The sequence below is a fragment of the Pseudomonas sp. genome (assembly GCF_002796985.1).
Lineage (GTDB): Bacteria > Pseudomonadota > Gammaproteobacteria > Pseudomonadales > Pseudomonadaceae > Pseudomonas.
Map to the genome: position 1 here is coordinate 368553 of NZ_PEKX01000009.1, position 22657 is coordinate 391209.

Genomic DNA, 22657 nt, shown 5'->3' on the forward strand with positions numbered 1-22657 from the left:
TCCTTTTATACGCTGATGCGGTGCATGTAACCGCTGAAGGCTTGCAGGTAGCGTGGAATCGGCATCAGGAAGGCGTCGTGGCCCTGCGGTGCGTCGATTTCCAGGTAGCTGACGTTCTTCTTCGCCGCCAGCAGCGCGTCGACGATCTCCCGCGAACGTGCCGGGGAGAAACGCCAGTCGGTGGTGAACGACATCAGGCAGAAGTCCGCCTTCACCCCGGAAAGGGTGCGCGCCAGGTCGTCGCCGTGGGCGGCAGCCGGGTCGAAGTAGTCCAGCGCCTTGGTCATCAGCAGGTAGGTATTGGCGTCGAAGCGGGTGGAGAACTCCTCGCCCTGGTAGCGCAGGTAGCTTTCTACCTGGAACTCGACGCTGTGCAGGTCGTAGTTGAGCTTCTCCGACTTCATGTCGCGGCCGAACTTGGCGCCCATGGCGTCATCGGAGAGGTAGGTGATGTGCCCGACCATCCGTGCCAGGCGCAGGCCGCGGCGGGGGATCACGTCGTGTTCCTGGAAGTGCCCGCCGCAGAACTCCGGGTCGGAGAGGATCGCCTGGCGCGCGACTTCGTTGAAGGCGATGTTCTGCGCCGACAGCTTGGGGGCGCTAGCGATGCACAGGCAATGGCGCACGCGCTCGGGGTAGCTGATGGTCCACTGCAGCGCCTGCATGCCGCCCAGGCTGCCGCCGACGATGGCGGCCCAGCTGTGGATGCCGAGGCGGTCGGCCAGGCGTGCCTGGCTGTTGACCCAGTCCTCCACGGTGACGACCGGGAAATCCGCGCCGTAGGTCTTGCCGGTGGCGGGGTTGAGGCTGGTGGGGCCGGTAGAACCGTTGCAGCCGCCCAGATTGTTCAGCGCGACGACGAAGAACTTGCGGGTGTCGATGGGCTTGCCCGGACCGATGCAGCTGTCCCACCAGCCTGGCTTGCGTTCGTCTTCGCTGTGGTAGCCGGCGGCGTGGTGGTGGCCGGAGAGCGCGTGGCAGATCAGCACGGCATTGCTCGCCGTGGCATTCAGCTCGCCGTAGGTCTCGATCACCAACTGGTATTCGGGCAGCGTCTTGCCGCAGGCCAGGGGCAGCGGTTCGTCGAACTGCAGCGTCTGGGGGGTGACCAGACCGACGGAATCTTCGGGGAAGACTGTTGGCATCGACCCAGCTCATGAATAAAAAAGGACGGCCAGTCTAAAGAGCGCCGCCCCCTGCGGCAAGCACGTCGGGAGCGGTGATGGTGCTGGCGTGGCGCGGGTTTCAGGCGCGCTGGGAGGTGGGCAGGGTGACGACCTTGGCCTGACGTTGCAACGGTGCCGGGCGGCGCAGCTGGCGGAGGATGTCGGTGGCCTCGGCGAGCTGCTGTTCCAGCTCCTCGGTATAGCGCCCCAGCAGCAGAGAGCGTTGCCGCGCCTGCTGGGTTTCCTGGGCCAGGGCCTTGAGCCGCAGCATGTGGGTTTCCAGCATCTGCTTGTGTTCCAGGCTGTACTGCATCAATGGCATCAGGGCGTCGGCGGCCCATTGCTCGGCCTCTTCGCGCAGGCGCTGGTGCAGGCCGATGACTTCCTGGGCGACGGTGGCGAAGAAGCGCCGGGTCAGCAGGCGTTGCTCGGTGAGCAGGGTCTTCAGGTGCAGACGGAAGCGGTCGGCTTTCTCCTGCAGCTTGGCGAGGTCGCGCAGGTAGCGTTGGACACGGAACTGCGGGGCGTCCAGGGCGTTGAGCGGGTTTTCCTCGTTATGCCGCAAGTAGATGGCCGCGACCATGCGGTTAGCGGTTTCCGCTTCATGGCCGAGGGCAACCAGGTCGCCTTCCACGGTGCGGAAGAATTGCAGGATGGCCTGGTGGATGCCGACCGTGGTCCAGCTGCCGCGCAGCTTGTCGTGGACCTTCTTCAGGTGCTGTTCCAGGCGTTCGGCGCGCACCGCCTCGCGTAGCTGCTCGCCCTGGTGGCGCAGCAGGCGCTGGTTGGTCTTCAGGCTGAGCAGGCGCTTGTGGTGCAGGTTGTGGTCGTCCTTGGTCCGCGCGGTCAGCTCGAACAGCAACTGGCCGCTGTCCTGCTGCTGATCGTTGAGCAGCGCCTGCTGCTCCTTCACCTTGTCCAGGCGCACACGCAGGCTGTGCTGGCTGTTGTTGACCAGCGCCAGCACCTGGCCGACCACGGCGTTCTCCAGCAGGCGTTCCTTTTGCGCGACGATGCGCTCGCAGAGCAGTTCTTCCAGGGATTCCATCTGGCTGCGCACGAGCAGCTCGCGGTCGCCGCGGACTTTGGCCAGCAGTGCCTGCTTGGCGGAAAGCGGCAGTACGTCCTCGCGGGCGATGCCCAGCTGGCGAGCGGTGGTGTCCTGGATGTGGCGGATGGCGTTCTGCACGAAGGCATCGCCGGCCAGGTCGTCCCAGAGCACGTCGATCTTGTTCAGCACGGCGTAGAGCGTGGTGTGGCCGTCGTCGCCGAGCTGGCGCACATGGTCCTGCCAGATGGCCATGTCGGAGGCGGTGACGCCGGTGTCGGCGGCCAGCAGGAAGAGGATCGACTGCGCACTGGGGAGCATCGACAGGGTCAGCTCGGGCTCGCTGCCCAGGGCGTTCAGACCGGGCGTGTCGAGGATGCGCAGGCCCTGGCGCAGCAGCGGGTGGTCGAAGTTGACCAGCGCGTGGCGCCACGCCGGCACCAGCACGATGCCGGGCTTGTCGGTGGCTTCGAGCATGTCCGGGTGGAAGCCCAGCTGGATCGCCTGTTCCACCGGCAGCGGCTTGGTCTTGGCGACCTGGGCGAAGGCCTCGGCCATGTTCGCCGGGTCCGAAGTATCCAGGGGAATGTTCACCCAGTGCCGCGGGATGCGCTTGAACTGCGCCACGCTGGCGTCGGCGACGCGGGTCTCGATGGGCAGCAGGCGGACGTAGGGGCGTTCCGAGCGTGGGTCGAAGAACAGCTCGGTGGGGCACATGGTGGTGCGCCCGGCCTGGGACGGCAGCATGCGGCGGCCGAACCCCGCGAAGAACAGGCTGTTGATCAGCTCGGTCTTGCCGCGCGAGTACTCGCCGACGAAGGCCAGGGTGATGTGGTCGATGCGCAGCAGGCGCAGGGTGCGTTCGAGGCGGTTCTCGATTTCCGGAGTATTCAGCCGGGCGCGCTCAAGCCAACTGCGATAGCGGGTGATCTCGCGGACCAGCTCGCGCTTCCAGGTGACGTAGGCGTCGATCTGCTGACTGAGACGTTCCATGCTCATCCGGGCGGTCCTTGGGCTGGCGCGTCCTGCGCGGGAATTGGATGGCGTGGATTATGCGATGGCGTGTAGGAATAGCAATTGGCCTACAGCACATTCCTACATGTAAGGTCGGCCAAGGCTACCGAGCGGCTATCCCAAGTTCTGCAGGAAACTTCGTGGGGCTGGGAATCCGTATGCGCTTCTGGCGATTCAGCTCGCCGCTTTCCAGCGTCACGCGGCTTTTCGGTACGCCAAAAGCCTTGCCGAGGAACGCCAACAGGTGCGCATTGGCCTTGCCCTCCACCGGCGGCGCGGTGAGGCGGATCTTCAGGCGCTCACCGTGCAGCCCGGCGAACTCGTCGCGGCTCGCCTTGGGCTGCAGGTGGCAGTCGAGGATCAGGTCCTCGCCGTCCCAGAAATAAAAGCTCATCTGTCTTGAGGACTCTCGGAGCTCGCCGCGCGGGCGAGCTCCCGGGTCAGTTACATGAAGGGGCTGAGGATCTGCGGCATCCCGGTCATCGCGGCCAGGTTGCCGATCACCAGCATGTCGATCAGCTTCAGCGCGATGAAGGCGAAGATTGGCGAGATATCCAGCCCGCCCAGGTTCGGCAGCAGCTTGCGGAACGGCGCCAGGAACGGCTCGCAGATCTGGTTCACCAGTTGGGCGCCGGGGTTGTGGCTGCCCGGAGCGACCCAGGAAAGGATCACGCTGATGATCAGGGCGAAGAAGAACACCTTCAGGAACAGCGAGGTGACCGCGATGATCGACCACACCAGCAGTTGCAGGATGTAGCCGCCCACGCCATAGCCCATCAGCGACAGGGTGATGACCATCAGCACCAGCTGGACCAGGATCGCCAGCACCAGCGAGGCGAAGTCGATGCCGCCGAAACCGGGGATGACCTTGCGCAGCGGGTTCAGCAGCGGCTTGGTGGCGCGCACGATGAACTGGCTGAGCGGGTTGTAGAAGTCGGCGCGGACCAGCTGCAGGATGAAGCGCAGCAGGACGATCAGCAGGTAGAGGCTGCCCAGGGTCTGGATGACATAGATGGCAGCGTTGGAAAGACCGGTCATTGAGGGCTCCTCGTCATTGACCCAGTTGTTCGGCCAGCTCGGCGGAGCGGTGGTCGGCGGCGCTGACCGCCTTCTCCACCAGCGCCTCGAATCCGTTGGCCTGGAAAGTGGTGATGGCCGCTTCGGTGGTGCCCTTGGGCGAGGTCACGCGGCGGCGCAGTTCGGCCGGCTCGACATCGCTGCTGGTGGCCATCTGCGCGGCGCCCAGGGCGGTCTGGCGGGCCAGCTGACCGGCGACTTCGCGCGGCAGGCCGAGCTTCTCGCCGGCGGCGGTCATGGCTTCCATCAGCAGGAAGAAGTAGGCCGGGCCGCTACCGGAAACGGCGGTGACTGCATCGATCTGGCGTTCTTCGTCCAGCCACAGGGCAATGCCCACGGCGCTCAACAGCTGCTGCGCCTGCTCGCGCTGGACGGAGCTGACGCTGGCGTTGGGGTACAGGCCGCTGGCGCCCAGGCCGACCAGCGCCGGGGTGTTGGGCATGCAGCGGACGATGGCGCGCGGCTGGCCGTTCGCGGTGCCCAGCCAGCGCTCGAGGCTGGCGCAGGGGATACCGGCGGCGATGGAGACGATCAGTGCGTTCTCGGACAGCGACGGTGCCAACGCGAGGCAGACGTCCTTCATGACCTGCGGCTTGACCGCCAGGACCACCACGTCGGCGCCGGCCACGGCGCTGGCGTTGTCGCCAACTACTTCAATGCCATGTTCGGCGGCGATTTTCGCGCGTTGCTCGGCGCCTGGGTCGCTGGCGCGGATGTCGCTCGCGGCGACGCCCTTGGCGCGCAGGCCGCCGATGAGACTGGCGGCCATGTTGCCGGCGCCGATGAAGGCAATGCGGGTGCTGCTCATGGAGTCTCTTCCTTTATTCAGTGCGATGCGCCGTAGTCGCGGGCGCCGAACAGCGCGGTACCGATCCGCACCCAGGTGGCGCCTTCGCCGATAGCGGCTTCGAGGTCGTGGCTCATGCCCATGGACAGGGTGTCCAGGCCGAGGTTCAGGGCTTGCATCAGCTCGCGCAGGCGGGCGAATGCTGCGTGCTGCGCGGCAACGTCTTCGGTTGGCTCAGGTATGGCCATCAAACCACGCAGTTTCAAGTGGGGCAGTTGCGAAATCGCCTGGGCGAGGGCGGGCAGCTCCTCGGGCGAGCAGCCGGATTTGCTGTCCTCGCCACTGACGTTCACCTGCAGCAGCACGTTGAGCGGCGGCAGGTTCGCCGGGCGCTGTTCGGAGAGGCGCTGGGCGACCTTCAGGCGGTCCACCGAGTGCACCCAGTGGAAGTGCTCGGCGATGGGGCGGGTCTTGTTGGACTGGATGGGGCCGATGAAATGCCAGGTTAAAGGCAGGTCGGCCAATTCGATCTGCTTGGCCAGTGCTTCCTGCAGGTAGTTCTCGCCGAAGTCGACCAAGCCACAGGCGTACGCCTCGCGGATGTCGGAGGCGGGTTTGGTCTTGCTGACGGCAAGCAACTGCACCGATTCCGGCGTGCGATTTTTCGCTTGTTCCGCCTCACGGATTCGTACGCGAACCTTTGCAATATTCTCTGCTATCGTGGACATTACCGTCGCTTTTCCGCCCGGCTGCTGCGAGTTCTGCGGCATTCTACCTGCTTGTTCTTGATTGGGGAGTCCCATGGATATTACCGAGTTGCTCGCCTTCAGCGCCAAGCAGGGCGCTTCGGACCTGCACCTCTCGGCAGGGTTGCCGCCGATGATCCGCGTTGACGGCGATGTTCGCCGCATCAACCTGCCGCCGCTCGAGCACAAGCAGGTCCACGCGCTGATCTACGACATCATGAATGACAAACAGCGCAAGGATTTCGAAGAGTTTCTGGAAACCGACTTCTCCTTCGAAGTGCCGGGTGTGGCGCGCTTCCGGGTCAACGCCTTCAACCAGAACCGCGGCGCTGGCGCCGTGTTCCGGACCATTCCCTCCAAGGTACTCACGATGGAGGACCTGGGGATGGGAGAAGTGTTCAAGCGTGTTTCCGACGTGCCGCGCGGCCTGGTGCTGGTCACCGGCCCGACCGGTTCGGGCAAGTCCACCTCGCTGGCGGCGATGCTCGACTACCTGAACAACACCAAGTACAGCCACATCCTTACCGTCGAAGACCCGATCGAATTCGTCCACGAATCGAAGAAGTGCCTGGTCAACCAGCGCGAGGTGCACCGCGATACCCTTGGCTTCAACGAGGCACTGCGCTCGGCCCTGCGTGAGGACCCGGACATCATCCTGGTGGGCGAGATGCGAGACCTGGAGACCATCCGCCTGGCGCTGACCGCCGCGGAAACCGGTCACCTGGTGTTCGGCACCCTGCACACCACCTCGGCGGCCAAGACCATCGACCGTATCGTCGACGTGTTCCCCGCCGAGGAGAAATCCATGGTTCGCTCCATGCTCTCCGAATCCCTGCAGGCGGTGGTCTCCCAGACCCTGCTGAAGAAGATCGGGGGTGGCCGTGTTGCGGCCCACGAGATCATGATCGGCACCCCGGCGATCCGTAACCTGATCCGTGAGGACAAGGTCGCGCAGATGTATTCGGCGATCCAGACCGGCGGCGCGATCGGCATGCAGACCCTGGACATGTGCCTCAAGGGCCTGGTCGCCAAAGGCCTGGTCTCCCGCGATGCGGCGAAAGAAAAAGCCAAGATCCCGGAAAACTTCTAACCCCACCGGGCCCTGCGGCCCGGCGCACGGAGCGCGCCACACGCACCCGCTTCGTGATCCGACAGCCCTGTCGTAGTCAGCGTGAACTCGGCGAGAAAGATCATGGAATTCGAGAAGCTGTTGCGCCTGATGGTGGAAAAGGGGGCCTCTGACCTGTTCATCACGGCCGGCGTGCCGCCGTCGATGAAGGTCAACGGCAAGGTGCTGCCGGTGACCAAGACCGCGCTGTCGCCGGAGCAGACCCGCGAGACCGTGCTGTCGGTGATGAACGAGCAACAGCGCCGCGATTTCGCCGAGAACCACGAATGCAACTTCGCCATCAGCGCCCGTGGCGTCGGTCGTTTCCGCGTCAGCGCCTTCTATCAGCGCAACCTGGTGGGCATGGTGCTGCGCCGCATCGAGACCACCATCCCGACCATCGACGACCTGAAGCTGCCGGAAATCCTCAAGAAGCTGGCGATGACCAAGCGCGGCCTGGTGATCTTCGTCGGCGCCACCGGTACCGGTAAGTCCACCTCACTGGCGGCGATGATCGGCTACCGCAACAAGAACTCCACCGGCCACATCATCTCCATCGAAGACCCTATCGAATACATCCACCAACACCAGGGCTGCATCGTCACCCAGCGTGAGGTGGGTCTGGATACCGATACCTTCGAGGTGGCGCTGAAGAACACCCTGCGCCAGGCGCCGGACGTGATCATGATCGGCGAGGTGCGCTCGCGCGAGACCATGGACCACGCCGTGGCCTTCGCCGAAACCGGCCACCTGTGCCTGGCGACCCTGCACGCCAACAACGCCAACCAGGCGCTGGAACGGATCATCCACTTCTTCCCGGCCGACCGGCATGGCCAGGTGTGGATGGACCTCTCGCTCAACCTCAAGGCCATCGTCGCCCAGCAACTGGTGCCGACCCCGGACGGCAAGGGCCGCCGCGCGGTGATCGAGGTGCTGCTGAACACCCCGCTGGCCGCCGACCTGATCCGCAAGGGCGAAGTCCACGAGCTCAAGCCGCTGATGAAGCGCTCCACCGAGCAGGGTATGCAGACCTTCGACCAGGCGCTGTACCAGCTCTACGTCCAGGGCGAGATCACCTACGAAGATGCGCTGGCCTACGCCGACTCGGCGAACGACCTGCGCCTGATGATCAAGCTGGGCTCGGAGACCGACGCCGACCACTTGAGCACCATGACCCAGGGCCTGACTCTGGAGATGAGCGACGACGATCCCAACCGCCGCTTCCGCTGATCCCGCTTTGCCCGAGAAGCCCGCCCCGCGCGGGCTTTTCGTTTATGCTGGAAACCACGTAACGCAACGGGAGAAAGGCATGTCCGCCAACCCTGACACCCACAGCAAGGTCATCGGTTACCTGCTGTGGATCTTCGGCTTCACTGGCTCGCACCGCTTCTATTACGGTCGGCCGATCACCGGCACCATCTGGTTCTTCACCCTCGGCCTGTTCTTCATCGGCTGGATCATCGACCTGTTCCTCATCCCTTCCATGGATGACGCAGCGGACCAGCGTTATCGCGCCGGCGGCGTGGATTACAACGTCGCCTGGATCCTGCTGACCTTCCTCGGCGTGTTCGGCGTGCACCGTATGTACATGGGCAAGTGGATCACCGGGATCATCTACCTGTTCACCGGCGGCCTGTTCCTGGTGGGCGTGCTCTATGACTTCTGGACCCTGAACAGCCAGATATCCGAGCGCAACGGGCCGCAGCGGATCTGACGCGTTGTCACGCCCTGTCGGGCTGTTGTCATTCCTTGATGGTCCGAGCTTTGGATTTCCCTCTCCCTGACCCTCTCCCTGAAGGGAGAGGGGACATCCGTGCCTGGCGCGCTCTTCTGCGTTACCGGCGAGCATGGAGCTAGCCGAGCACACCGAACGGCTCCCTCTCCCTGCGGAGCGGGGCGCGCAGCCAGGGCGGGGGAGTGGGCGGCATCTCGCGCCGGTCTTTCCCTGTAGGAGCGAGCTTGCTCGCGAACCGCATGGCGCCAGGTCTGTTCGCGAGCAAGCTCGCTCCTACATAAAACCGCTTCGCCACGTCGTATCACTGTAGGGGCGAGTCCGCGGGTAGTCGCCACTCCTTCACCGCCGTCTTTCGTCGCACCGCCTGGCGCGAGCTGTGCCTGCCGCCTAAGGTCAGGAGGACAGTAGCAGGCGCCGCCGGGCGATCCCCAGGGCGCCGCAGAAGGAGTGGCTGCCATGAGCAACGAATCCCGCCCTGCCGTACTCGACCTGATCGGCAATACCCCCATGGTCCGCGTGACGCGCTTCGATACCGGACCCTGCACCCTGTTCCTCAAACTCGAATCGCAGAACCCCGGCGGCTCCATCAAGGACCGCATCGGCGTCGCCATGATCGAGGCCGCCGAGCGCGACGGCCGGCTCAAGCCCGGCGGCGTGATCGTTGAAGCCACCGCCGGCAACACCGGCCTGGGACTGGCGCTGGTGGGTCGCGCCAAGGGCTACCGGGTGGTGCTGGTGGTGCCGGACAAGATGTCCACCGAGAAGGTCCTGCACCTGCGCGCCATGGGCGCCGAGGTGCACATCACCCGCTCCGACGTCGGCAAGGGCCACCCCGAGTACTATCAGGACGTCGCTGCACGGCTGGCCAGGGACCTGCCCGATGCCTTCTTCGCCGACCAGTTCAACAACCCCGCCAACCCGCTGGCCCACGAGACCGGCACCGGGCCGGAAATCTGGGCACAGACTGGTCACGACCTCGACGCCGTGGTGGTCGGCGTCGGCTCTGCCGGCACCCTGACTGGCCTGACACGCTTCTTCCAGAAGGTCCAGCCCGCGCTGGAAATGGTCCTGGCCGACCCGGTGGGCTCGATCATGGCCGAGTACTCGCGCTCCGGCGCCATCGGCACGCCTGGTTCCTGGGCGGTGGAGGGCATTGGTGAAGACTTCGTGCCTTCGATTGCCGACCTCTCCAGCGTGCGCCACGCCTACTCGATCAGCGACGAGGAGAGCTTCGCCACCGCCCGCGAACTGCTGCGCAACGAAGGCATCGCCGCCGGTTCGTCCACTGGCACGCTGCTGGCCGCCGCACTGCGCTTCTGCCGCGAGCAGAAAGTGCCCAAGCGCGTCGTCAGCCTGGTCTGCGACACCGGCACGCGCTACCTGTCGAAGATCTACAACGACCAGTGGATGACCGACCAAGGCCTGCTGCAACGCAAGCACTACGGCGACCTGCGCGACATCATCGCGCGGCGTTTCGAGGAGGGGCGGGTGGTCAGCGTTGGTCCCGGCGACACCCTGCTCACCGCCTTCCAGCGCATGCGCCTGGCGGACATCTCCCAGCTCCCCGTGCTCGACGGCCAGCGCCTGGTGGGCGTGATCGACGAGTCCGACATCCTCATGGGTGTGCATGACGACCCGGCGCACTACCGCTGCGAAGTCTCCAGCGCCATGAGCGACGCCCCGGAAACCCTCGCCCCCGGCGCCAGCCTCGCCGAGCTGGAAGCGGTGCTCGGGCGCGGCCTGGTGGCCATCATCGCCGACGCCGCGGGCTTCCACGGCCTGATCACAAGATTCGACCTGCTCAACCATTTGCGGAGGACCCTCGCATGAGCCAGCACGACGACCGCCTCGGATTCGCCACCCGCGTGATTCACGCCGGGCAGGAGCCGGACCCTTCCACCGGGGCGATCATGCCGCCGATCTACGCCAACTCCACCTACCGTCAGGACAGCCCCGGCGTGCACAAGGGCCTCGACTATGGCCGCTCGCACAACCCCACGCGCTGGGCGCTGGAACGCTGCGTGGCGGACCTGGAAGGCGGCAGCAAAGCGTTCGCCTTCGCCTCGGGGCTGGCGGCGATTTCGGCGGTGCTGGAGCTGCTCGACACCGGCTCGCACGTCGTCTCCGGCAACGACCTCTATGGCGGCACCTTCCGCCTGTTCGAGCGGGTGCGCCGACGCAGTGCCGGGCATGACTTTCACTTCGCCGACCTGACCCAGCCCGGTGCGCTGGAAGCGGCGCTGACCGACAAGACCCGCATGGTCTGGGTGGAAACCCCGAGCAACCCGCTGCTGCGCCTGACCGACCTGGCTGCCATCGCCCGCACCTGCCGCGAGCGCGGCATCCTCTGCGTGGCCGACAACACCTTCGCCAGCCCCTACGTGCAGCGCCCGCTCGACCTGGGCTTCGACATCGTCGTGCACTCCACCACCAAGTACCTCAACGGCCACTCCGACGTCATCGGCGGCATCGCCATCGTCGGCGACAACCCCGATCTCGCCGAACGCCTGGGCTTCCTGCAGAACTCGGTGGGCGCCATCGCCGGCCCGTTCGACGCCTTCCTCACCCTGCGCGGGGTGAAGACCCTGGCACTGCGCATGGAACGGCACTGCGCCAACGCGCTGGAGTTGGCCAAGTGGCTGGAGCAGCAACCACAGGTGAAGCGTGTGTATTACCCCGGCCTGCCGTCACACCCGCAGCACGAGCTGGCGCGCACGCAGATGAAAGGCTTCGGCGGGATGATTTCGCTGGACCTGGACACTGACCTGGCTGGCTCGCGGCGTTTCCTGGAGAACGTCCAGCTGTTCGCCCTGGCAGAGAGCCTGGGCGGCGTGGAAAGCCTGATCGAGCACCCGGCGATCATGACCCACGCCAGCATCCCGCCGGAGAACCGCGCGGCGCTGGGGATCGGCGATTCGCTGATTCGCCTGTCGGTGGGGGTGGAAGACGTGGAAGACCTGCGCACCGACCTGGCCAAGGCGTTGGCGATGATCTGATCACCCTCTCCGGCCAGCTCGGGTAGGGCGTATAACGCGCCAGCGTTATACGCCGTGGCATTACCGGCGGATAACCCGTTCCGGGTTATGCGCCCTACGCAACTGACGCGCTTTTCGTAGGAGCGAGCTTGCTCGCGAACATCCCGAGCTTCGGCGTTATGCGGGTTCGCGAGCAAGCTCGCTCCTACAGGAAGCATGAAAAAGCCCGCCAATTGGCGGGCTTTTTCGTGGAGCAGCGCAGCGTTACACCGCGTGGACGATATGCCCGTCCACCAGGGTGCAGCGCACCACCCCCGGCAGGCAGTGACCGAGGAACGGGCAGTTCTCGCCGCGCGAGTGCCAGGTTTCACCTGCCAGGGTCTGGCCGTCGGCCTCGAACAGCACCACGTCGGCGGCCGCACCAATCGCCAGCTTGCCAGCCGGCAGGCGCAGGGCGGCGGCGGGGCCGCTGGACAGGCGCGCAAGCAGGGTCGGCAGGTCGAGCAGGCCGTCCTGCACCAGCGTCATGGCCAGCGGCAGCAGCAGTTCGACGCTGCTGATGCCGGGGTCGGTCGCGGCAAACGGGGCGTTCTTCGCGTCCGCCTCGTGGGGCTGGTGGTGGCTGGCGATGGCCTGGATCACGCCGCTCTTCACCGCTTCGCGCAGGGCGTCGCGGTCTTTGCGCGAGCGCAGCGGCGGCTGCACGTGGTAGAGGCTGGAGAAGTCCGCCAGCGCCTCATCGGTGAGGATCAGCTGGTACAGCGCCACGTCGGCGGTGACTGGCAGGCCACGGGACTGGGCCTGGGCGATCATCTCGACACCACGGGCACTGGTCAGTTGGCTGAAGTGCGCGCGCACGCCGGACTGCTCCACCAGCAGCAGGTTACGGGCCAGGGCCACGGTCTCGGCGGTTTCCGGGATGCCGGCCAGGCCGCGGAAGCTGGCGGTCGGGCCTTCGTGGGCGATGCCGTCGGCCGCCAGTTCGGCATCCTGGGAAGTGAAGATCACCGTCAGGTCGAAGGTTGCCGCGTATTCCAGCGAGCGCAGCAGCACGCGATTGCTGGCCATCGGCGCCAGGCCGTTGGTGAAGGCCACGCAGCCGGCGTCGCGCAGGGCAACCAGTTCGGACAACTGTTCGCCGGCGAGCCCTTTGGTCAGCGCACCGATGGGGAAGACTTTGGCGTTGCCGGCTTCACGGGCGCGGTCGAGGATCAGCTCGGCAACCGCCGAGGTGTCCAGCACCGGTTTGGTCTGCGGCGGGAAGCACAGGCTGGTGACGCCACCGGCGGCGGCGGCGCGGGTTTCGCTTTCGATGTTGCCCTTGCGGCTGTAGCCGGGCTCGCGCAGGGCGACGCTCAGGTCCACCAGGCCAGGCGCGGCGATCAGGCCGGCGGCGTCGATTTCCTGGGCGGCGTGGAAGCCTTCCGGGGCGTCGCCGACGGCGATGATGCGGCCGGCCTCGATGTGCAGGTCGCAGACCTTGTCCAGGCCGCTGGCCGGGTCGATCAGGTGGGCGCCACGAATACTGACGGTCATTGCGCGTCCTCCTGTTCCAGCTGGCGTTGGGCGTTCTGCCCGCTCATGGCCATGGACAGCACGGCCATGCGGATGGCGATGCCGTAGGTGACCTGGTTGAGGATCACCGACTGCTCGCCGTCGGCCACGGCGGATTCGATCTCCACGCCGCGGTTGATCGGGCCGGGGTGCATGACGATGGCGTCGGGCTTGGCCAGCTTCAGGCGCTTCTGGGTCAGGCCGTAGAGCTTGAAGAACTCGCCTTCGCTGGGCAGCAGGCCGCCGGCCATGCGCTCGCGCTGCAGGCGCAGCATGATCACCACGTCGACGTCCTTCAGGCCTTCGTCAGCGTTGGTGTAGACCTTCACTCCGTACTGCTCTTCCAGGCCCACCGGCAGCAGGGTGCGCGGGGCGATGACGCGGATGTCCGGGCAGCCCAGGGTCTTCAGCGCCAGCATGTCGGAACGCGCCACGCGCGAGTGCAGGATGTCGCCGACGATGGCCACCGAGAGGTTCTCGAAGCTGCCCTTGTGCCGGCGGATGGTGAGCATGTCGAGCATGCCCTGGGTCGGGTGGCCGTGGCGGCCATCGCCGCCGTTGATCACGGCGACGTTGGGGCTGACGTGCTCGGCGATGAAGTGCGCGGCGCCCGAGTCGCTGTGGCGCACGACGAACATGTCGGCGGCCATGGCTTCGAGGTTGCGCAGGGTGTCGGTGAGTGTCTCGCCCTTGCTGGTCGAGGAGGTCGACACGTTCAGCGAGATGACGTCGGCGGACAGGCGCTGGGCGGCCAGCTCGAAGGTGGTGCGGGTGCGCGTGGAGTTCTCGAAGAACACGTTGCACACGGTCTTGCCGCGCAGCAGCGGGACTTTCTTCACCGCGCGCGCGCCGACTTCGAGGAAGGAGTCGGCGATATCGAGGATTTCAGTCAGCAGTTCGCGGGACAACCCGTCGAGCGAGAGGAAGTGGCGCAGCTGGCCCAGGTCGTTGAGCTGCAGCGGGCGCTTGGCGTCGGTCGGCATGTGGCAGGCCCTGAAAGTTGGAGGTGGAGGTCCGGGCGCGCGGGGTTACAGCGCGGTGCTGAGAAGCGTGCGCTCGAGGACGAGTGGTGCGGGACCGCGCAATTTTACCCGCTCGTTGGGTGCCAATGACAGGGTTTCGCCGACGACATCCGGGCGAATCGGCAGTTCGCGCTTGTTCAGGTCCACCAGGCTGACCAGGGTCACGCTGGCCGGACGGCCGTAGTCGAACAGCTCGTTGAGCGCGGCCCGGATGGTCCGGCCGCTCATCAGCACGTCGTCCACCAGGACCAGGTGCTGGCCGTCGATCTCGAAAGGCAGTTCCGACGGACGGACCTGCGGATGCAGGCCGTTGCGGGTGAAATCGTCGCGGTAGAAGGACACGTCGAGGATGCCGAGGATCTCGCTGCTGCCCAGTTCCCTGAGCAATTCCTGGGCGACCCAGATGCCGCCGGTGTGGATGCCGACGAAGCGCGGGGCGTCGATGCCGCGCTGCGCCAGGTAGCTGCGCAGGTCGGTGGCCATGCGTGAAATGAGTTCGGCGGGATTGGGCAGGGTCATGACGTCTCCGGTTCGGTTGGCGAGGCCACCCGGCGCGGGCGGCGATCGGGGCGGACCGCTTCCGCGAGGAGTGGTCCGGCAAGCTTAGTGGCTTTCGCTCCCCTGGCGCTGCTTCAGGTCAAGGAGAGCCGGTCTCGGATCAGGCAGGGGCGTTGTCGGCCAGCCAGCCCTCCAGCAGCAGGGCGGCAGCCAGGGCGTCCACCGGGCGCTCGCGGTAGCCGTCGCGCTGGCCCTGGGCCAGGCGCTCGCCCTTGGCGGCGTAGGTGGTCAGGCGTTCGTCGTGGGTATGCACCGGCAGGTTGTAGCGGCCGTGCAGGCGGCGGGCAAATTTCTCGGCGCGCTCGCTCATGTCGCTGGGGGTGCCGTCCATGTTCAGCGGCAGGCCGACGACGATGGCGTCCGGCTGCCATTCCTTGATCAGCGCTTCGACGCGGTTCCAGTCCGGCACGCCGTTCTGCGCCTTGAGCACGCACAGTTCGCGGGCCTGGCCAGTGATGGCCTGGCCGACGGCGACGCCGATCTGCTTGGTGCCGTAGTCGAAGCCGAGGAGCAGGCGCAGTGGCTTGGCGCTCATCAGGCGTGCCCGGCCTGGGCGGTCAGCAGGCTGAGGTTGACCCCCAGGCGCTCGGCGGCCGCCGAAAGGCGCTGCTCGGCCGGCACCTCGAAGAGCACCGCCGGGTCGGCGGGGCAGGTCAGCCAGGCGTTATCGGCCAGTTCTGCTTCCAGCTGGCCGGCTTCCCAGCCGGCATAGCCGAGGGTGATCAGGTGCTGCGCCGGGCCGCTGCCGTCGGCGATGGCGAACAGCACGTCCTGGGAGGTGGACAGCGACAGCTCGCCCAGTTCCAGAGTGGCCTGGTAGCTGCGCCCGGCGGGGTGCAGGACGAAGCCACGGTCGGTCTGCACCGGGCCGCCGTTGTAGATGGTCACGCCCTGGCAGCGCACCGGCGGCAGTTCGTCCGGGCGCAGCTGTTCGAGCACGTCGGCAAGGCTCAGGCCGCTGGGGCGGTTGATGATCAGGCCCATGGCGCCCTGCTCGTTGTGTTCCACGAGATAGGTGACGGTCTGGGCAAAATTCGAGTCCGCCATGTGCGGCATGGCGATGAGGAAGTGGTGCTTGAGGTAGCTGACGGCTGTGCTTTTCATGCCGGCTAGTGTCAGGCCTGGGGGCCAAAGGGACAAGACTTGAAAACGTCAGCGGAGGCCATACGGCGCCATCCGGCGCGCCGGTTCAGTTGCTGGACAGGCGGTCGCCGCGCTCGAAGCGCCAGGTGCGGATGATTTCCAGACGGTCGATGTCCTTGAGGTCGCCGGAGAAGGGGGCGAAGGGCGCGGCCAGGCGGACGATGCGCTGGGCAGCCTGGTCGAGCAGGGGTTGCCCGGAGGATTCCAGCACCTGCACTTCATACAGGGAGCCGTCGCGGTTGATCGATACCAGCAACCGCAGGTTGCCATAGATGCGCTGGCGGCGGGCTTCGTCCGGGTAGTTGAGGTTGCCGATGCGCTCGATCTTCTTGCGCCACTCTTCCTTGTACCAGGCGCCCTTGTCGCGCATGGTCGAGGCGGCGCTCAGGCGGTGGATGCGCGGCCGCTTGGCGTAGGCCTGCTGGTCGCGGGCAAGGTCGGCTTCGAGGCTGGAGATTTCCGCCGAGAGTTGGGCGGAGTCGAACTGCGGCGCCGGCTTGGCGACGGTCTCAGCCTTGGGCGTTTGCTGCTTGGTCTGCACCTTGTCCGGGCGCGGGCTGCGCGTGGCAATGGCAGTCTTGGGCGCTTCCGGGCTCTTGGCCTGGCGCGGGGTGGCCGGCGGGGAGACCTTTTTGACCTCGGTGTCCTGGAACGGCGCCTGCTCGGTGGTCTTGGGGACCGCCTTGTGTTCCAGGGTGCCGCTGCCCTGCTGGTTCATCTGGGCGAGGTAGTCGGCCTTCTCGGGCGCTTTGTCGCTCTTGAAGCTGGCCAGGGTGATTTCCAGGGTTTTGCTCAACTGGCTGGGCGAGGGCATGGTGAAGCCCACGCCCAGCAGCACGGCCACATGCAGGATGGCCGCAATGAACAGGGTGAAACCCAGACGGTCCGCCGGACGTACGCCGGAGGGCACGGGGAAGTCTTGGTGGGTTGCAGCGTTCATTGCGGGTCGCGTAGGCCAGGGAGGGGCGGAAGTCTGCCGACGAGGCTTATAAAAGTCTATGACGCACTGCGCGCCTTGAGCTTTTCGTCGATGACTGCCATCAGTCTCTCACCGATGTGTGTGTCGTAGGCCGCATCGATCTCGCGGATGCAGGTCGGGCTGGTGACGTTGATCTCGGTGAGGTTCTCGCCGATCACGTCGAGGCCGACGAACAGCAGGCCGCGCTTGCGCAGCTCCGGGCCGACTTGCGCGGCGATCCAGCGGTCGCGCTCGGTCAGCGGCTGGGCCACGCCACGGCCGCCGGCAGCCAGGTTGCCGCGTGTCTCGCCCTGCGCCGGGATGCGCGCCAGGCAGTATTCCACCGGTTCGCCGTCGATCATCAGGATGCGCTTGTCGCCGTCCTTGATGGCCGGCAGGTAGCGCTGCGCCATGACCTGCTCCTGGCCGTGACGGGTCAGGGTCTCGAGGATCACCGAGAGGTTGGGGTCGCCTTCGCGGTGGCGGAAGATCATCGATCCGCCCATGCCATCCAGGGGTTTGAGAATGATGTCACGATGCTCCGCAGCGAATTCGCGGAGAATGTCGGACCGGCGGCTCACCACCGTTGGTGGCGCGCACTGCGGGAACAGCGTGGCGAAGTACTTCTCGTTGCAGTCACGCAGGCTCTGCGGCTTGTTGACGACGAGCGTGCCGGCGGTTTCAGCCTGTTCCAGCAGGTAGGTGGAGTAGACGAACTCGTTGTCGAAGGGCGGGTCCTTGCGCATCAGGATCACGTCCAGGTCCGACAGCGGCTGGTCGACTTCCTCTTCCAGCTCGTACCAGTGGGCCGGATCGTAGAACACCTTGAGCGGGCGCATGCGGCCGCGGGCGACGTTCTCTTTCTGGTAAAGATCCTGCTGTTCCATATAGAAGAGCTGCCAGCCACGGGCCTGGGCTGCGAGCAACATGGCCAGCGAGCTGTCCTTCTTGAAGCTGATCTGCGCGATGGGGTCCATCACGATCCCGAGGCGTACGCTCATGGGATGTCCTCCTGGGGGGAGTCGGTGGGCTTGAGGCTGCGACTTTGAGCCGCGCCGCCAAGGCTGAAAATGGACGCTCAGGGTGGCGCTGGATGTGCGCTCGGTCAAGGAAAAAGCCTGCGCGTTCGGGGTCTTATGGCCTGAATTTACTGGGCGTGGTAAAGATTCTGACGATTGTGGTAAAAGGTTCCCACGATTGGGTCGCAGCCCGACGGTGGCAGGGCGCTAGCGCACTGAAATAAAAAGCGGAAAAAACGACTCACCGAGATGGTAAGGGCGAACATGGAACAGCATTCCGACGGTTTGAAAGTAATGGTGATCGACGATTCCAAGACGATTCGTCGCACGGCTGAAACCCTGCTGAAGAAAGTCGGCTGCGATGTCATTACAGCCATCGACGGCTTCGACGCGCTGGCCAAGATCGCCGATACCCATCCCAGCATCATCTTCGTCGACATCATGATGCCGCGCCTGGATGGCTATCAGACCTGCGCCCTGATCAAGAACAACAGTGCCTTCAAATCCACGCCGGTGATCATGCTGTCCTCCAAGGACGGTCTGTTCGACAAGGCCAAGGGTCGCATCGTTGGTTCCGATCAGTACCTCACCAAGCCTTTCAGCAAGGAAGAACTGCTCGGCGCCATCAAGACCCATGTGCCCGACTTCACCCCGGTGGAGCACGCTTCCTGAAGTCCGGCGCAAGCGCCGGTGACGCCTATTCCGTATGGGGACCACAATGGCTCGAATTCTGATTGTTGATGACTCGCCGACCGAGATGTACAAGCTGACCGCGATGCTGGAAAAGCACTCGCACCAGGTACTCAAGGCCGAAAATGGCGCCGATGGTGTGGCCCTGGCTCGCCAGGAAAAGCCCGACGTCGTCCTGATGGACATCGTCATGCCCGGCCTGAACGGCTTCCAGGCGACCCGTCAGCTGTCCAAGGACCCGGAAACCAGCGCCATTCCGGTGATCATCGTCACCACCAAGGATCAGGAGACCGACAAGGTCTGGGGCAAGCGCCAGGGCGCTCGCGACTACCTGACCAAGCCGGTGGACGAAGAAACACTGCTCAAGACCATCAATTCGGTGCTGGCCGGCTGATACAGCCTGCCTGCACACCTGAACATAATTATTAGAGAAGGCCAGGGCCGGCATGGCGGAAGTCCAGAGTCCTTTCGAGGTTCTCGTCCAGATCGATCAGCGCTGTCGTCAGCTGGCCGCGGGTTTGCCCGCCCAGCGCGAGGTGGTGCAGAGCTGGAACGGTATCGGCTTTCGCATGGCTGGGCGCCTGTTCGTGGCGCCCATGGGGGAGGTCGGCGAGGTTCTTCACGAACCGCGCTACACACTGCTGCCCGGTGTCCGTGACTGGGTCAAGGGGGTCGCCAACGTGCGCGGCCGCCTGCTGCCGGTCATGGATCTGTGCGGTTTCCTCGGCGTGGAGCTGTCGCCTCTACGCAAGCAACGGCGCGTGCTCGTCGTGGAACACCAGGAAGTTTTCGCCGGACTCATCGTCGATGAAGTGTTCGGCATGCAGCACTTCCCGGTGGACACCTTCTCCGAGCAGCTGCCGCCCCTCGAAGCGGTCCTGCAACCCTTTATCCATGGCGTCTTCCACCGGGAGCAACCCTGGCTCGTGTTCAGCCCGCATGCGCTGGCTGAGCACCCCGGGTTCCTGGATGTCGCCAGCTAGAGTTTGACCGGTTGGGCCGGTTTTGCCGGCCCTTGTTGTGACATGGAAACCGTAATCGTGGTGGGTCCAGGCGGGGGCCGAATATGAAAAATATAAAGGCAGGCAGTCTTTTTTCGGGTGCGCGTAGCAGCTCGCTGATCCTCGGACTCTTCGTGGTCCTGATCGTGGCGATCGTCTTGCTGTTCGCCAACTTCGCTTACCTCAACACCCAGTCGAACCACGACAAGCAGTACATCGGCCACGCCGGCGAACTGCGGGTGCTGTCCCAGCGTATCGCCAAGAACGCCACGGAAGCGGCGGCGGGCAAGGCGGAGGCGTTCAAGCTGCTGAAAGAGGCGCGCAACGACTTCGAGAAGCGCTGGAACATCCTTTCCAAGGGTGACGAGAGCACCGGCCTGCCGCCGAGCCCGGATTCGGTACAACCGCAGATGGCGGAAGTACAGAAGGACTGGGACACCCTGCGCAAGAACGCCGACTCCATCCTCGCCAGCGAACAGACCGTACTGTCCCTGCACCAGGTAGCCGCGACCCTCGCCGAAACCATCCCGCAGCTGCAGGTGGAATACGAAGAGGTCGTCGACATCCTGCTGGAGAACGGCGCCCCGGCCGACCAGGTTGCGGTAGCCCAGCGCCAGTCGCTGCTGGCCGAACGTATCCTCGGCTCGGTGAACAAGGTGCTCGCCGGTGACGAGAACTCGGTGCAGGCCGCCGACAGCTTCGGCCGTGACGCCAGCCTCTTCGGCCGCGTGCTCAAGGGCATGAAGGACGGCAACGCGGCGATGAGCATCTCCAAGGTGACCAACGCCGAGGCCGTCGACCGCCTCAACGAGATTTCCGAACTCTTCGAATTCGTCTCCGGTTCGGTGGACGAGATCCTCGAAACCTCCCCGGAACTGTTCCAGGTCCGTGAAGCCGCCAACACCATCTTCGGTGGCTCGCAGACCCTGCTGGACAAGGCTTCCAACCTCGCCGCCGGCTTCGAGAACCTGGCCGAAGGCCGAGTGTTCAACCAGGTCGCCAGCGCCGCGCTGGGTATTCTCGCCCTGGGCGCGATCATCCTCATCGGCCTGGTGATGGTGCGTGAAACCAACCGCCGACTGGCCGAGACCGCTGAGAAGAACGAACGAAACCAGGCGGCGATTCTGCGACTGCTCGACGAAATTGCCGACCTCGCCGACGGTGACCTGACGGTGGCCGCGACCGTGACCGAGGACTTCACCGGTGCGATCGCGGACTCCATCAACTACTCCATCGACCAGCTCCGCGAGCTGGTGGAAACCATCAACCTGACCGCTGTGCAGGTGGCCGCCGCCGCCCAGGAAACCCAGGCCACTGCCATGCACCTGGCCGAGGCGTCCGAGCACCAGGCCCAGGAAATCGCCGGCGCCTCCGCCGCGATCAACGAAATGGCCGTGTCCATTGACCAGGTATCGGCGAACGCCTCCGAGTCCTCGGCGGTAGCGGAACGTTCCGTAGCCATCGCCAACAAGGGCAACGAAGTGGTGCACAACACCATCACCGGCATGGACAACATCCGTGAGCAGATCCAGGACACTTCGAAGCGGATCAAACGCCTCGGTGAGTCGTCCCAGGAGATCGGTGACATCGTTAGCCTGATTAACGACATTGCCGACCAGACCAACATCCTCGCCCTGAACGCCGCGATCCAGGCGTCCATGGCGGGCGACGCGGGCCGTGGCTTCGCCGTGGTTGCGGACGAAGTACAGCGCCTGGCGGAACGTTCCTCCGCGGCGACCAAGCAGATCGAGGCGCTGGTGAAGACCATTCAGACCGACACCAACGAAGCGGTGATCTCGATGGAGCAGACCACCTCCGAGGTGGTACGCGGTGCCCGCCTGGCGCAGGACGCCGGTGTGTCCCTGGAAGAGATCGAGAAGGTATCCAAGACCCTGGCCGCGTTGATCCAGAACATCTCCAACGCCGCCCGTCAGCAGGCCTCCTCCGCCGGCCACATTTCCAACACCATGAACGTGATCCAGGAGATCACCTCGCAGACCTCCGCCGGTACCACCGCCACCGCGCGCAGCATTGGTAACCTGGCCAAGATGGCCGGCGAGATGCGCCACTCCGTATCCGGCTTCAAACTGCCGGACATCGCCGAACAGGCCTGAGCAGAGGAGGTGCGCTGCTCTTTACCGGGTAGCGCACGACAATCTTGAGCGAGGGGCGCGACATGCAGGCAAGTGGCGTCTGGTCGTTGCAGCCGTTGGCCGACATGTCGGCTGCGGACTTCCGCGACTGGCAGGCACTGTTGGAAGACCGCACCGGCGTCGTCGTCAACGAACAACGCCGTGCCTTCCTGCAGACCAGCCTGGGCGCGCGGATGCGCGAGCTGGGCATCAGCGACTACGGCACCTATTACCGACAGGTCACCGACGGCCCGCGCGGCGCGGTCGAGTGGTCGAACCTGCTGGACCGTCTCACCGTTCAGGAAACCCGTTTCTTTCGTCACAAGGCTTCGTTCGACGTGCTGGCAAGCTACCTGCTCCAGCGCCTCGAACAGGTCGGCCCGAGCCGGCCGCTGGCCTTGTGGAGTGTTGGCTGTTCCAGCGGCGAGGAGCCTTATTCCCTGGCCATGGTCACAGCCCAGGTACTGGAATCGGCAGGCCTTGCGCCGTTGTTCGGCGTGACCGGCACCGATATCAGCCTGAATGCCCTGAGCCGTGCTCGCGAAGCCACCTATGCGGCGCGCAAGCTTGCGGATATCGACCCGGAACTGGCCACGCGCTACTTCAGCGCGCAGGATGACGGTCGATACCGTGTGATACCCGATCTCGCCGAGCGCGTCTGTTGCGCCCGGCTGAATGTGCTGGAACTGGCCAAGGCGCCAATGTCCGGCATGGACGTGATTTTTTGCCAGAACCTGCTGATCTATTTCCGCCGCTGGCGGCGGCGGGACATCCTCAATCGCCTGGCCGAGCGGCTGGCGCCTGGGGGACTGCTGGTGATCGGCGTGGGCGAGGTGGCCGATTGGCACCACCCGCTGCTCGAACCGGTCGCCGATGAGCGCGTTCTGGCTTTTACCCGGAAGGGATGACACAGACACATGAGTG

Annotated in this window: 23 protein-coding genes; 10 read left to right on the forward strand and 13 right to left on the reverse strand. The window is 65.3% G+C overall.

Going from position 1 to position 22657, the window contains the following annotated elements:
• Window positions 1-5: 5 nt before the first annotated feature.
• The 6 genes from CTR55_RS16110 to CTR55_RS16135 all read right to left on the reverse strand — a co-directional run bounded on the left by CTR55_RS16110 (window position 6) and on the right by CTR55_RS16135 (window position 5820).
• On the reverse strand, window positions 6-1145 hold the full coding sequence (locus tag CTR55_RS16110; protein ID WP_296287647.1) for a homoserine O-acetyltransferase: 1140 nt from the start codon (window positions 1143-1145) through the stop codon (window positions 6-8).
• A 100-nt stretch (window positions 1146-1245) separates the two neighbouring features.
• Complete coding sequence (locus CTR55_RS16115; protein ID WP_296287648.1) at window positions 1246-3213, reverse strand: dynamin-like GTPase family protein; 1968 nt, start codon at window positions 3211-3213, stop codon at window positions 1246-1248.
• Window positions 3214-3331: 118 nt separating this feature from the next.
• The gene (locus CTR55_RS16120; protein WP_296287649.1) at window positions 3332-3622 is read right to left on the reverse strand and encodes a DUF167 domain-containing protein; all 291 of its coding nucleotides are present in this window, start codon (window positions 3620-3622) and stop codon (window positions 3332-3334) included.
• A gap of 50 nt (window positions 3623-3672) precedes the next feature.
• On the reverse strand, window positions 3673-4266 hold the full coding sequence (locus CTR55_RS16125) for a YggT family protein (protein ID WP_296287651.1): 594 nt from the start codon (window positions 4264-4266) through the stop codon (window positions 3673-3675).
• A gap of 13 nt (window positions 4267-4279) precedes the next feature.
• On the reverse strand, window positions 4280-5113 hold the full coding sequence (gene proC, locus CTR55_RS16130) for a pyrroline-5-carboxylate reductase (protein ID WP_296287653.1): 834 nt from the start codon (window positions 5111-5113) through the stop codon (window positions 4280-4282).
• Window positions 5114-5130: 17 nt separating this feature from the next.
• Entirely contained in the window at window positions 5131-5820 is a 690-nt protein-coding gene (locus tag CTR55_RS16135) for a YggS family pyridoxal phosphate-dependent enzyme (RefSeq protein ID WP_296287655.1), read from the reverse strand.
• A gap of 73 nt (window positions 5821-5893) precedes the next feature.
• On the opposite strand from CTR55_RS16135, the gene pilT reads away from it, so the two are divergent.
• The 5 genes from pilT to CTR55_RS16160 all read left to right on the forward strand — a co-directional run bounded on the left by pilT (window position 5894) and on the right by CTR55_RS16160 (window position 11677).
• Entirely contained in the window at window positions 5894-6928 is a 1035-nt protein-coding gene (pilT, locus tag CTR55_RS16140; RefSeq protein WP_296287656.1) for a type IV pilus twitching motility protein PilT, read from the forward strand.
• 102 nt (window positions 6929-7030) lie between these two features.
• Entirely contained in the window at window positions 7031-8176 is a 1146-nt protein-coding gene (pilU, locus tag CTR55_RS16145) for a type IV pilus ATPase PilU (RefSeq protein WP_296287658.1), read from the forward strand.
• A gap of 79 nt (window positions 8177-8255) precedes the next feature.
• The gene (locus tag CTR55_RS16150; RefSeq protein WP_138519695.1) at window positions 8256-8660 is read left to right on the forward strand and encodes a TM2 domain-containing protein; all 405 of its coding nucleotides are present in this window, start codon (window positions 8256-8258) and stop codon (window positions 8658-8660) included.
• A gap of 477 nt (window positions 8661-9137) precedes the next feature.
• Window positions 9138-10511, forward strand: a complete 1374-nt coding sequence (locus CTR55_RS16155; protein ID WP_296287660.1) for a cystathionine beta-synthase — start codon at window positions 9138-9140, stop codon at window positions 10509-10511.
• A complete protein-coding gene (locus CTR55_RS16160; RefSeq protein WP_296287661.1) occupies window positions 10508-11677 on the forward strand; it encodes a PLP-dependent aspartate aminotransferase family protein in 1170 nt (389 codons plus the stop codon). Before CTR55_RS16155 ends, CTR55_RS16160 begins: the two co-directional genes overlap by 4 nt.
• Before the next feature lie 243 nt (window positions 11678-11920).
• On the opposite strand, the gene CTR55_RS16165 is transcribed toward CTR55_RS16160, so the two are convergent.
• From CTR55_RS16165 to gshB, 7 genes are all read right to left on the reverse strand, one after another.
• On the reverse strand, window positions 11921-13192 hold the full coding sequence (locus CTR55_RS16165; protein WP_296287662.1) for a dihydroorotase: 1272 nt from the start codon (window positions 13190-13192) through the stop codon (window positions 11921-11923).
• Window positions 13189-14193: an aspartate carbamoyltransferase catalytic subunit gene (locus tag CTR55_RS16170; RefSeq protein WP_296287663.1), complete on the reverse strand. Its 1005-nt coding sequence runs from the start codon at window positions 14191-14193 to the stop codon at window positions 13189-13191. Before CTR55_RS16170 ends, CTR55_RS16165 begins: the two co-directional genes overlap by 4 nt.
• Window positions 14194-14238: 45 nt before the next feature.
• Window positions 14239-14751: a bifunctional pyr operon transcriptional regulator/uracil phosphoribosyltransferase PyrR gene (gene pyrR, locus CTR55_RS16175; protein WP_296287666.1), complete on the reverse strand. Its 513-nt coding sequence runs from the start codon at window positions 14749-14751 to the stop codon at window positions 14239-14241.
• 139 nt (window positions 14752-14890) lie between these two features.
• Window positions 14891-15328 (reverse strand): Holliday junction resolvase RuvX, encoded by a 438-nt coding sequence (gene ruvX / locus CTR55_RS16180; protein ID WP_296287998.1) that lies wholly within the window; start codon window positions 15326-15328, stop codon window positions 14891-14893.
• The gene (locus CTR55_RS16185) at window positions 15325-15894 is read right to left on the reverse strand and encodes a YqgE/AlgH family protein (protein WP_296287668.1); all 570 of its coding nucleotides are present in this window, start codon (window positions 15892-15894) and stop codon (window positions 15325-15327) included. The genes ruvX and CTR55_RS16185 overlap by 4 nt, the downstream gene beginning before the upstream one ends.
• An 85-nt stretch (window positions 15895-15979) precedes the next feature.
• Window positions 15980-16873 carry an energy transducer TonB gene (locus tag CTR55_RS16190; RefSeq protein ID WP_296287669.1) on the reverse strand — a complete coding sequence of 298 codons (894 nt, stop codon included), beginning with the start codon at window positions 16871-16873 and terminating at the stop codon, window positions 15980-15982.
• Between the two features lie 56 nt (window positions 16874-16929).
• Window positions 16930-17892, reverse strand: a complete 963-nt coding sequence (gshB, locus tag CTR55_RS16195) for a glutathione synthase (RefSeq protein WP_296287670.1) — start codon at window positions 17890-17892, stop codon at window positions 16930-16932.
• Between the two features lie 282 nt (window positions 17893-18174).
• Between gshB and pilG the strand changes: the two genes are divergently transcribed.
• From pilG to CTR55_RS16220, 5 genes are all read left to right on the forward strand, one after another.
• Window positions 18175-18582 (forward strand): twitching motility response regulator PilG, encoded by a 408-nt coding sequence (gene pilG, locus CTR55_RS16200; RefSeq protein ID WP_015475142.1) that lies wholly within the window; start codon window positions 18175-18177, stop codon window positions 18580-18582.
• 46 nt (window positions 18583-18628) lie between these two features.
• Window positions 18629-18994, forward strand: coding sequence for a twitching motility response regulator PilH (pilH, locus tag CTR55_RS16205; RefSeq protein ID WP_024766237.1), 366 nt, complete (start codon window positions 18629-18631; stop codon window positions 18992-18994).
• A 52-nt stretch (window positions 18995-19046) separates the two neighbouring features.
• Window positions 19047-19583: a chemotaxis protein CheW gene (locus tag CTR55_RS16210; RefSeq protein WP_296287672.1), complete on the forward strand. Its 537-nt coding sequence runs from the start codon at window positions 19047-19049 to the stop codon at window positions 19581-19583.
• 83 nt (window positions 19584-19666) lie between these two features.
• On the forward strand, window positions 19667-21715 hold the full coding sequence (locus CTR55_RS16215; RefSeq protein ID WP_296287673.1) for a methyl-accepting chemotaxis protein: 2049 nt from the start codon (window positions 19667-19669) through the stop codon (window positions 21713-21715).
• 62 nt (window positions 21716-21777) lie between these two features.
• Complete coding sequence (locus CTR55_RS16220) at window positions 21778-22641, forward strand: protein-glutamate O-methyltransferase (protein ID WP_296287674.1); 864 nt, start codon at window positions 21778-21780, stop codon at window positions 22639-22641.
• Window positions 22642-22657: the final 16 nt, after the last annotated feature.

What these genes read in the sequence shown, in the direction of transcription:
- pyrR (WP_296287666.1), bottom strand. Translation starts at nt 14,751, where the DNA reads ATGACCCTGCCCAATCCCGCCGAACTCATTTCACGCATGGCCACCGAC.
- CTR55_RS16165 (WP_296287662.1), bottom strand. Translation starts at nt 13,192, where the DNA reads ATGACCGTCAGTATTCGTGGCGCCCACCTGATCGACCCGGCCAGCGGC.
- CTR55_RS16120 (WP_296287649.1), bottom strand. Translation starts at nt 3,622, where the DNA reads ATGAGCTTTTATTTCTGGGACGGCGAGGACCTGATCCTCGACTGCCAC.
- CTR55_RS16220 (WP_296287674.1), top strand. Translation starts at nt 21,778, where the DNA reads ATGCAGGCAAGTGGCGTCTGGTCGTTGCAGCCGTTGGCCGACATGTCG.
- CTR55_RS16110 (WP_296287647.1), bottom strand. Translation starts at nt 1,145, where the DNA reads ATGCCAACAGTCTTCCCCGAAGATTCCGTCGGTCTGGTCACCCCCCAG.
- CTR55_RS16155 (WP_296287660.1), top strand. Translation starts at nt 9,138, where the DNA reads ATGAGCAACGAATCCCGCCCTGCCGTACTCGACCTGATCGGCAATACC.
- pilU (WP_296287658.1), top strand. Translation starts at nt 7,031, where the DNA reads ATGGAATTCGAGAAGCTGTTGCGCCTGATGGTGGAAAAGGGGGCCTCT.
- CTR55_RS16210 (WP_296287672.1), top strand. Translation starts at nt 19,047, where the DNA reads ATGGCGGAAGTCCAGAGTCCTTTCGAGGTTCTCGTCCAGATCGATCAG.
- pilT (WP_296287656.1), top strand. Translation starts at nt 5,894, where the DNA reads ATGGATATTACCGAGTTGCTCGCCTTCAGCGCCAAGCAGGGCGCTTCG.
- proC (WP_296287653.1), bottom strand. Translation starts at nt 5,113, where the DNA reads ATGAGCAGCACCCGCATTGCCTTCATCGGCGCCGGCAACATGGCCGCC.
- CTR55_RS16135 (WP_296287655.1), bottom strand. Translation starts at nt 5,820, where the DNA reads ATGTCCACGATAGCAGAGAATATTGCAAAGGTTCGCGTACGAATCCGT.
- CTR55_RS16185 (WP_296287668.1), bottom strand. Translation starts at nt 15,894, where the DNA reads ATGAAAAGCACAGCCGTCAGCTACCTCAAGCACCACTTCCTCATCGCC.
- CTR55_RS16160 (WP_296287661.1), top strand. Translation starts at nt 10,508, where the DNA reads ATGAGCCAGCACGACGACCGCCTCGGATTCGCCACCCGCGTGATTCAC.
- CTR55_RS16125 (WP_296287651.1), bottom strand. Translation starts at nt 4,266, where the DNA reads ATGACCGGTCTTTCCAACGCTGCCATCTATGTCATCCAGACCCTGGGC.
- CTR55_RS16115 (WP_296287648.1), bottom strand. Translation starts at nt 3,213, where the DNA reads ATGAGCATGGAACGTCTCAGTCAGCAGATCGACGCCTACGTCACCTGG.
- CTR55_RS16170 (WP_296287663.1), bottom strand. Translation starts at nt 14,193, where the DNA reads ATGCCGACCGACGCCAAGCGCCCGCTGCAGCTCAACGACCTGGGCCAG.
- gshB (WP_296287670.1), bottom strand. Translation starts at nt 17,892, where the DNA reads ATGAGCGTACGCCTCGGGATCGTGATGGACCCCATCGCGCAGATCAGC.
- pilH (WP_024766237.1), top strand. Translation starts at nt 18,629, where the DNA reads ATGGCTCGAATTCTGATTGTTGATGACTCGCCGACCGAGATGTACAAG.
- CTR55_RS16150 (WP_138519695.1), top strand. Translation starts at nt 8,256, where the DNA reads ATGTCCGCCAACCCTGACACCCACAGCAAGGTCATCGGTTACCTGCTG.
- CTR55_RS16190 (WP_296287669.1), bottom strand. Translation starts at nt 16,873, where the DNA reads ATGAACGCTGCAACCCACCAAGACTTCCCCGTGCCCTCCGGCGTACGT.
- pilG (WP_015475142.1), top strand. Translation starts at nt 18,175, where the DNA reads ATGGAACAGCATTCCGACGGTTTGAAAGTAATGGTGATCGACGATTCC.
- CTR55_RS16215 (WP_296287673.1), top strand. Translation starts at nt 19,667, where the DNA reads ATGAAAAATATAAAGGCAGGCAGTCTTTTTTCGGGTGCGCGTAGCAGC.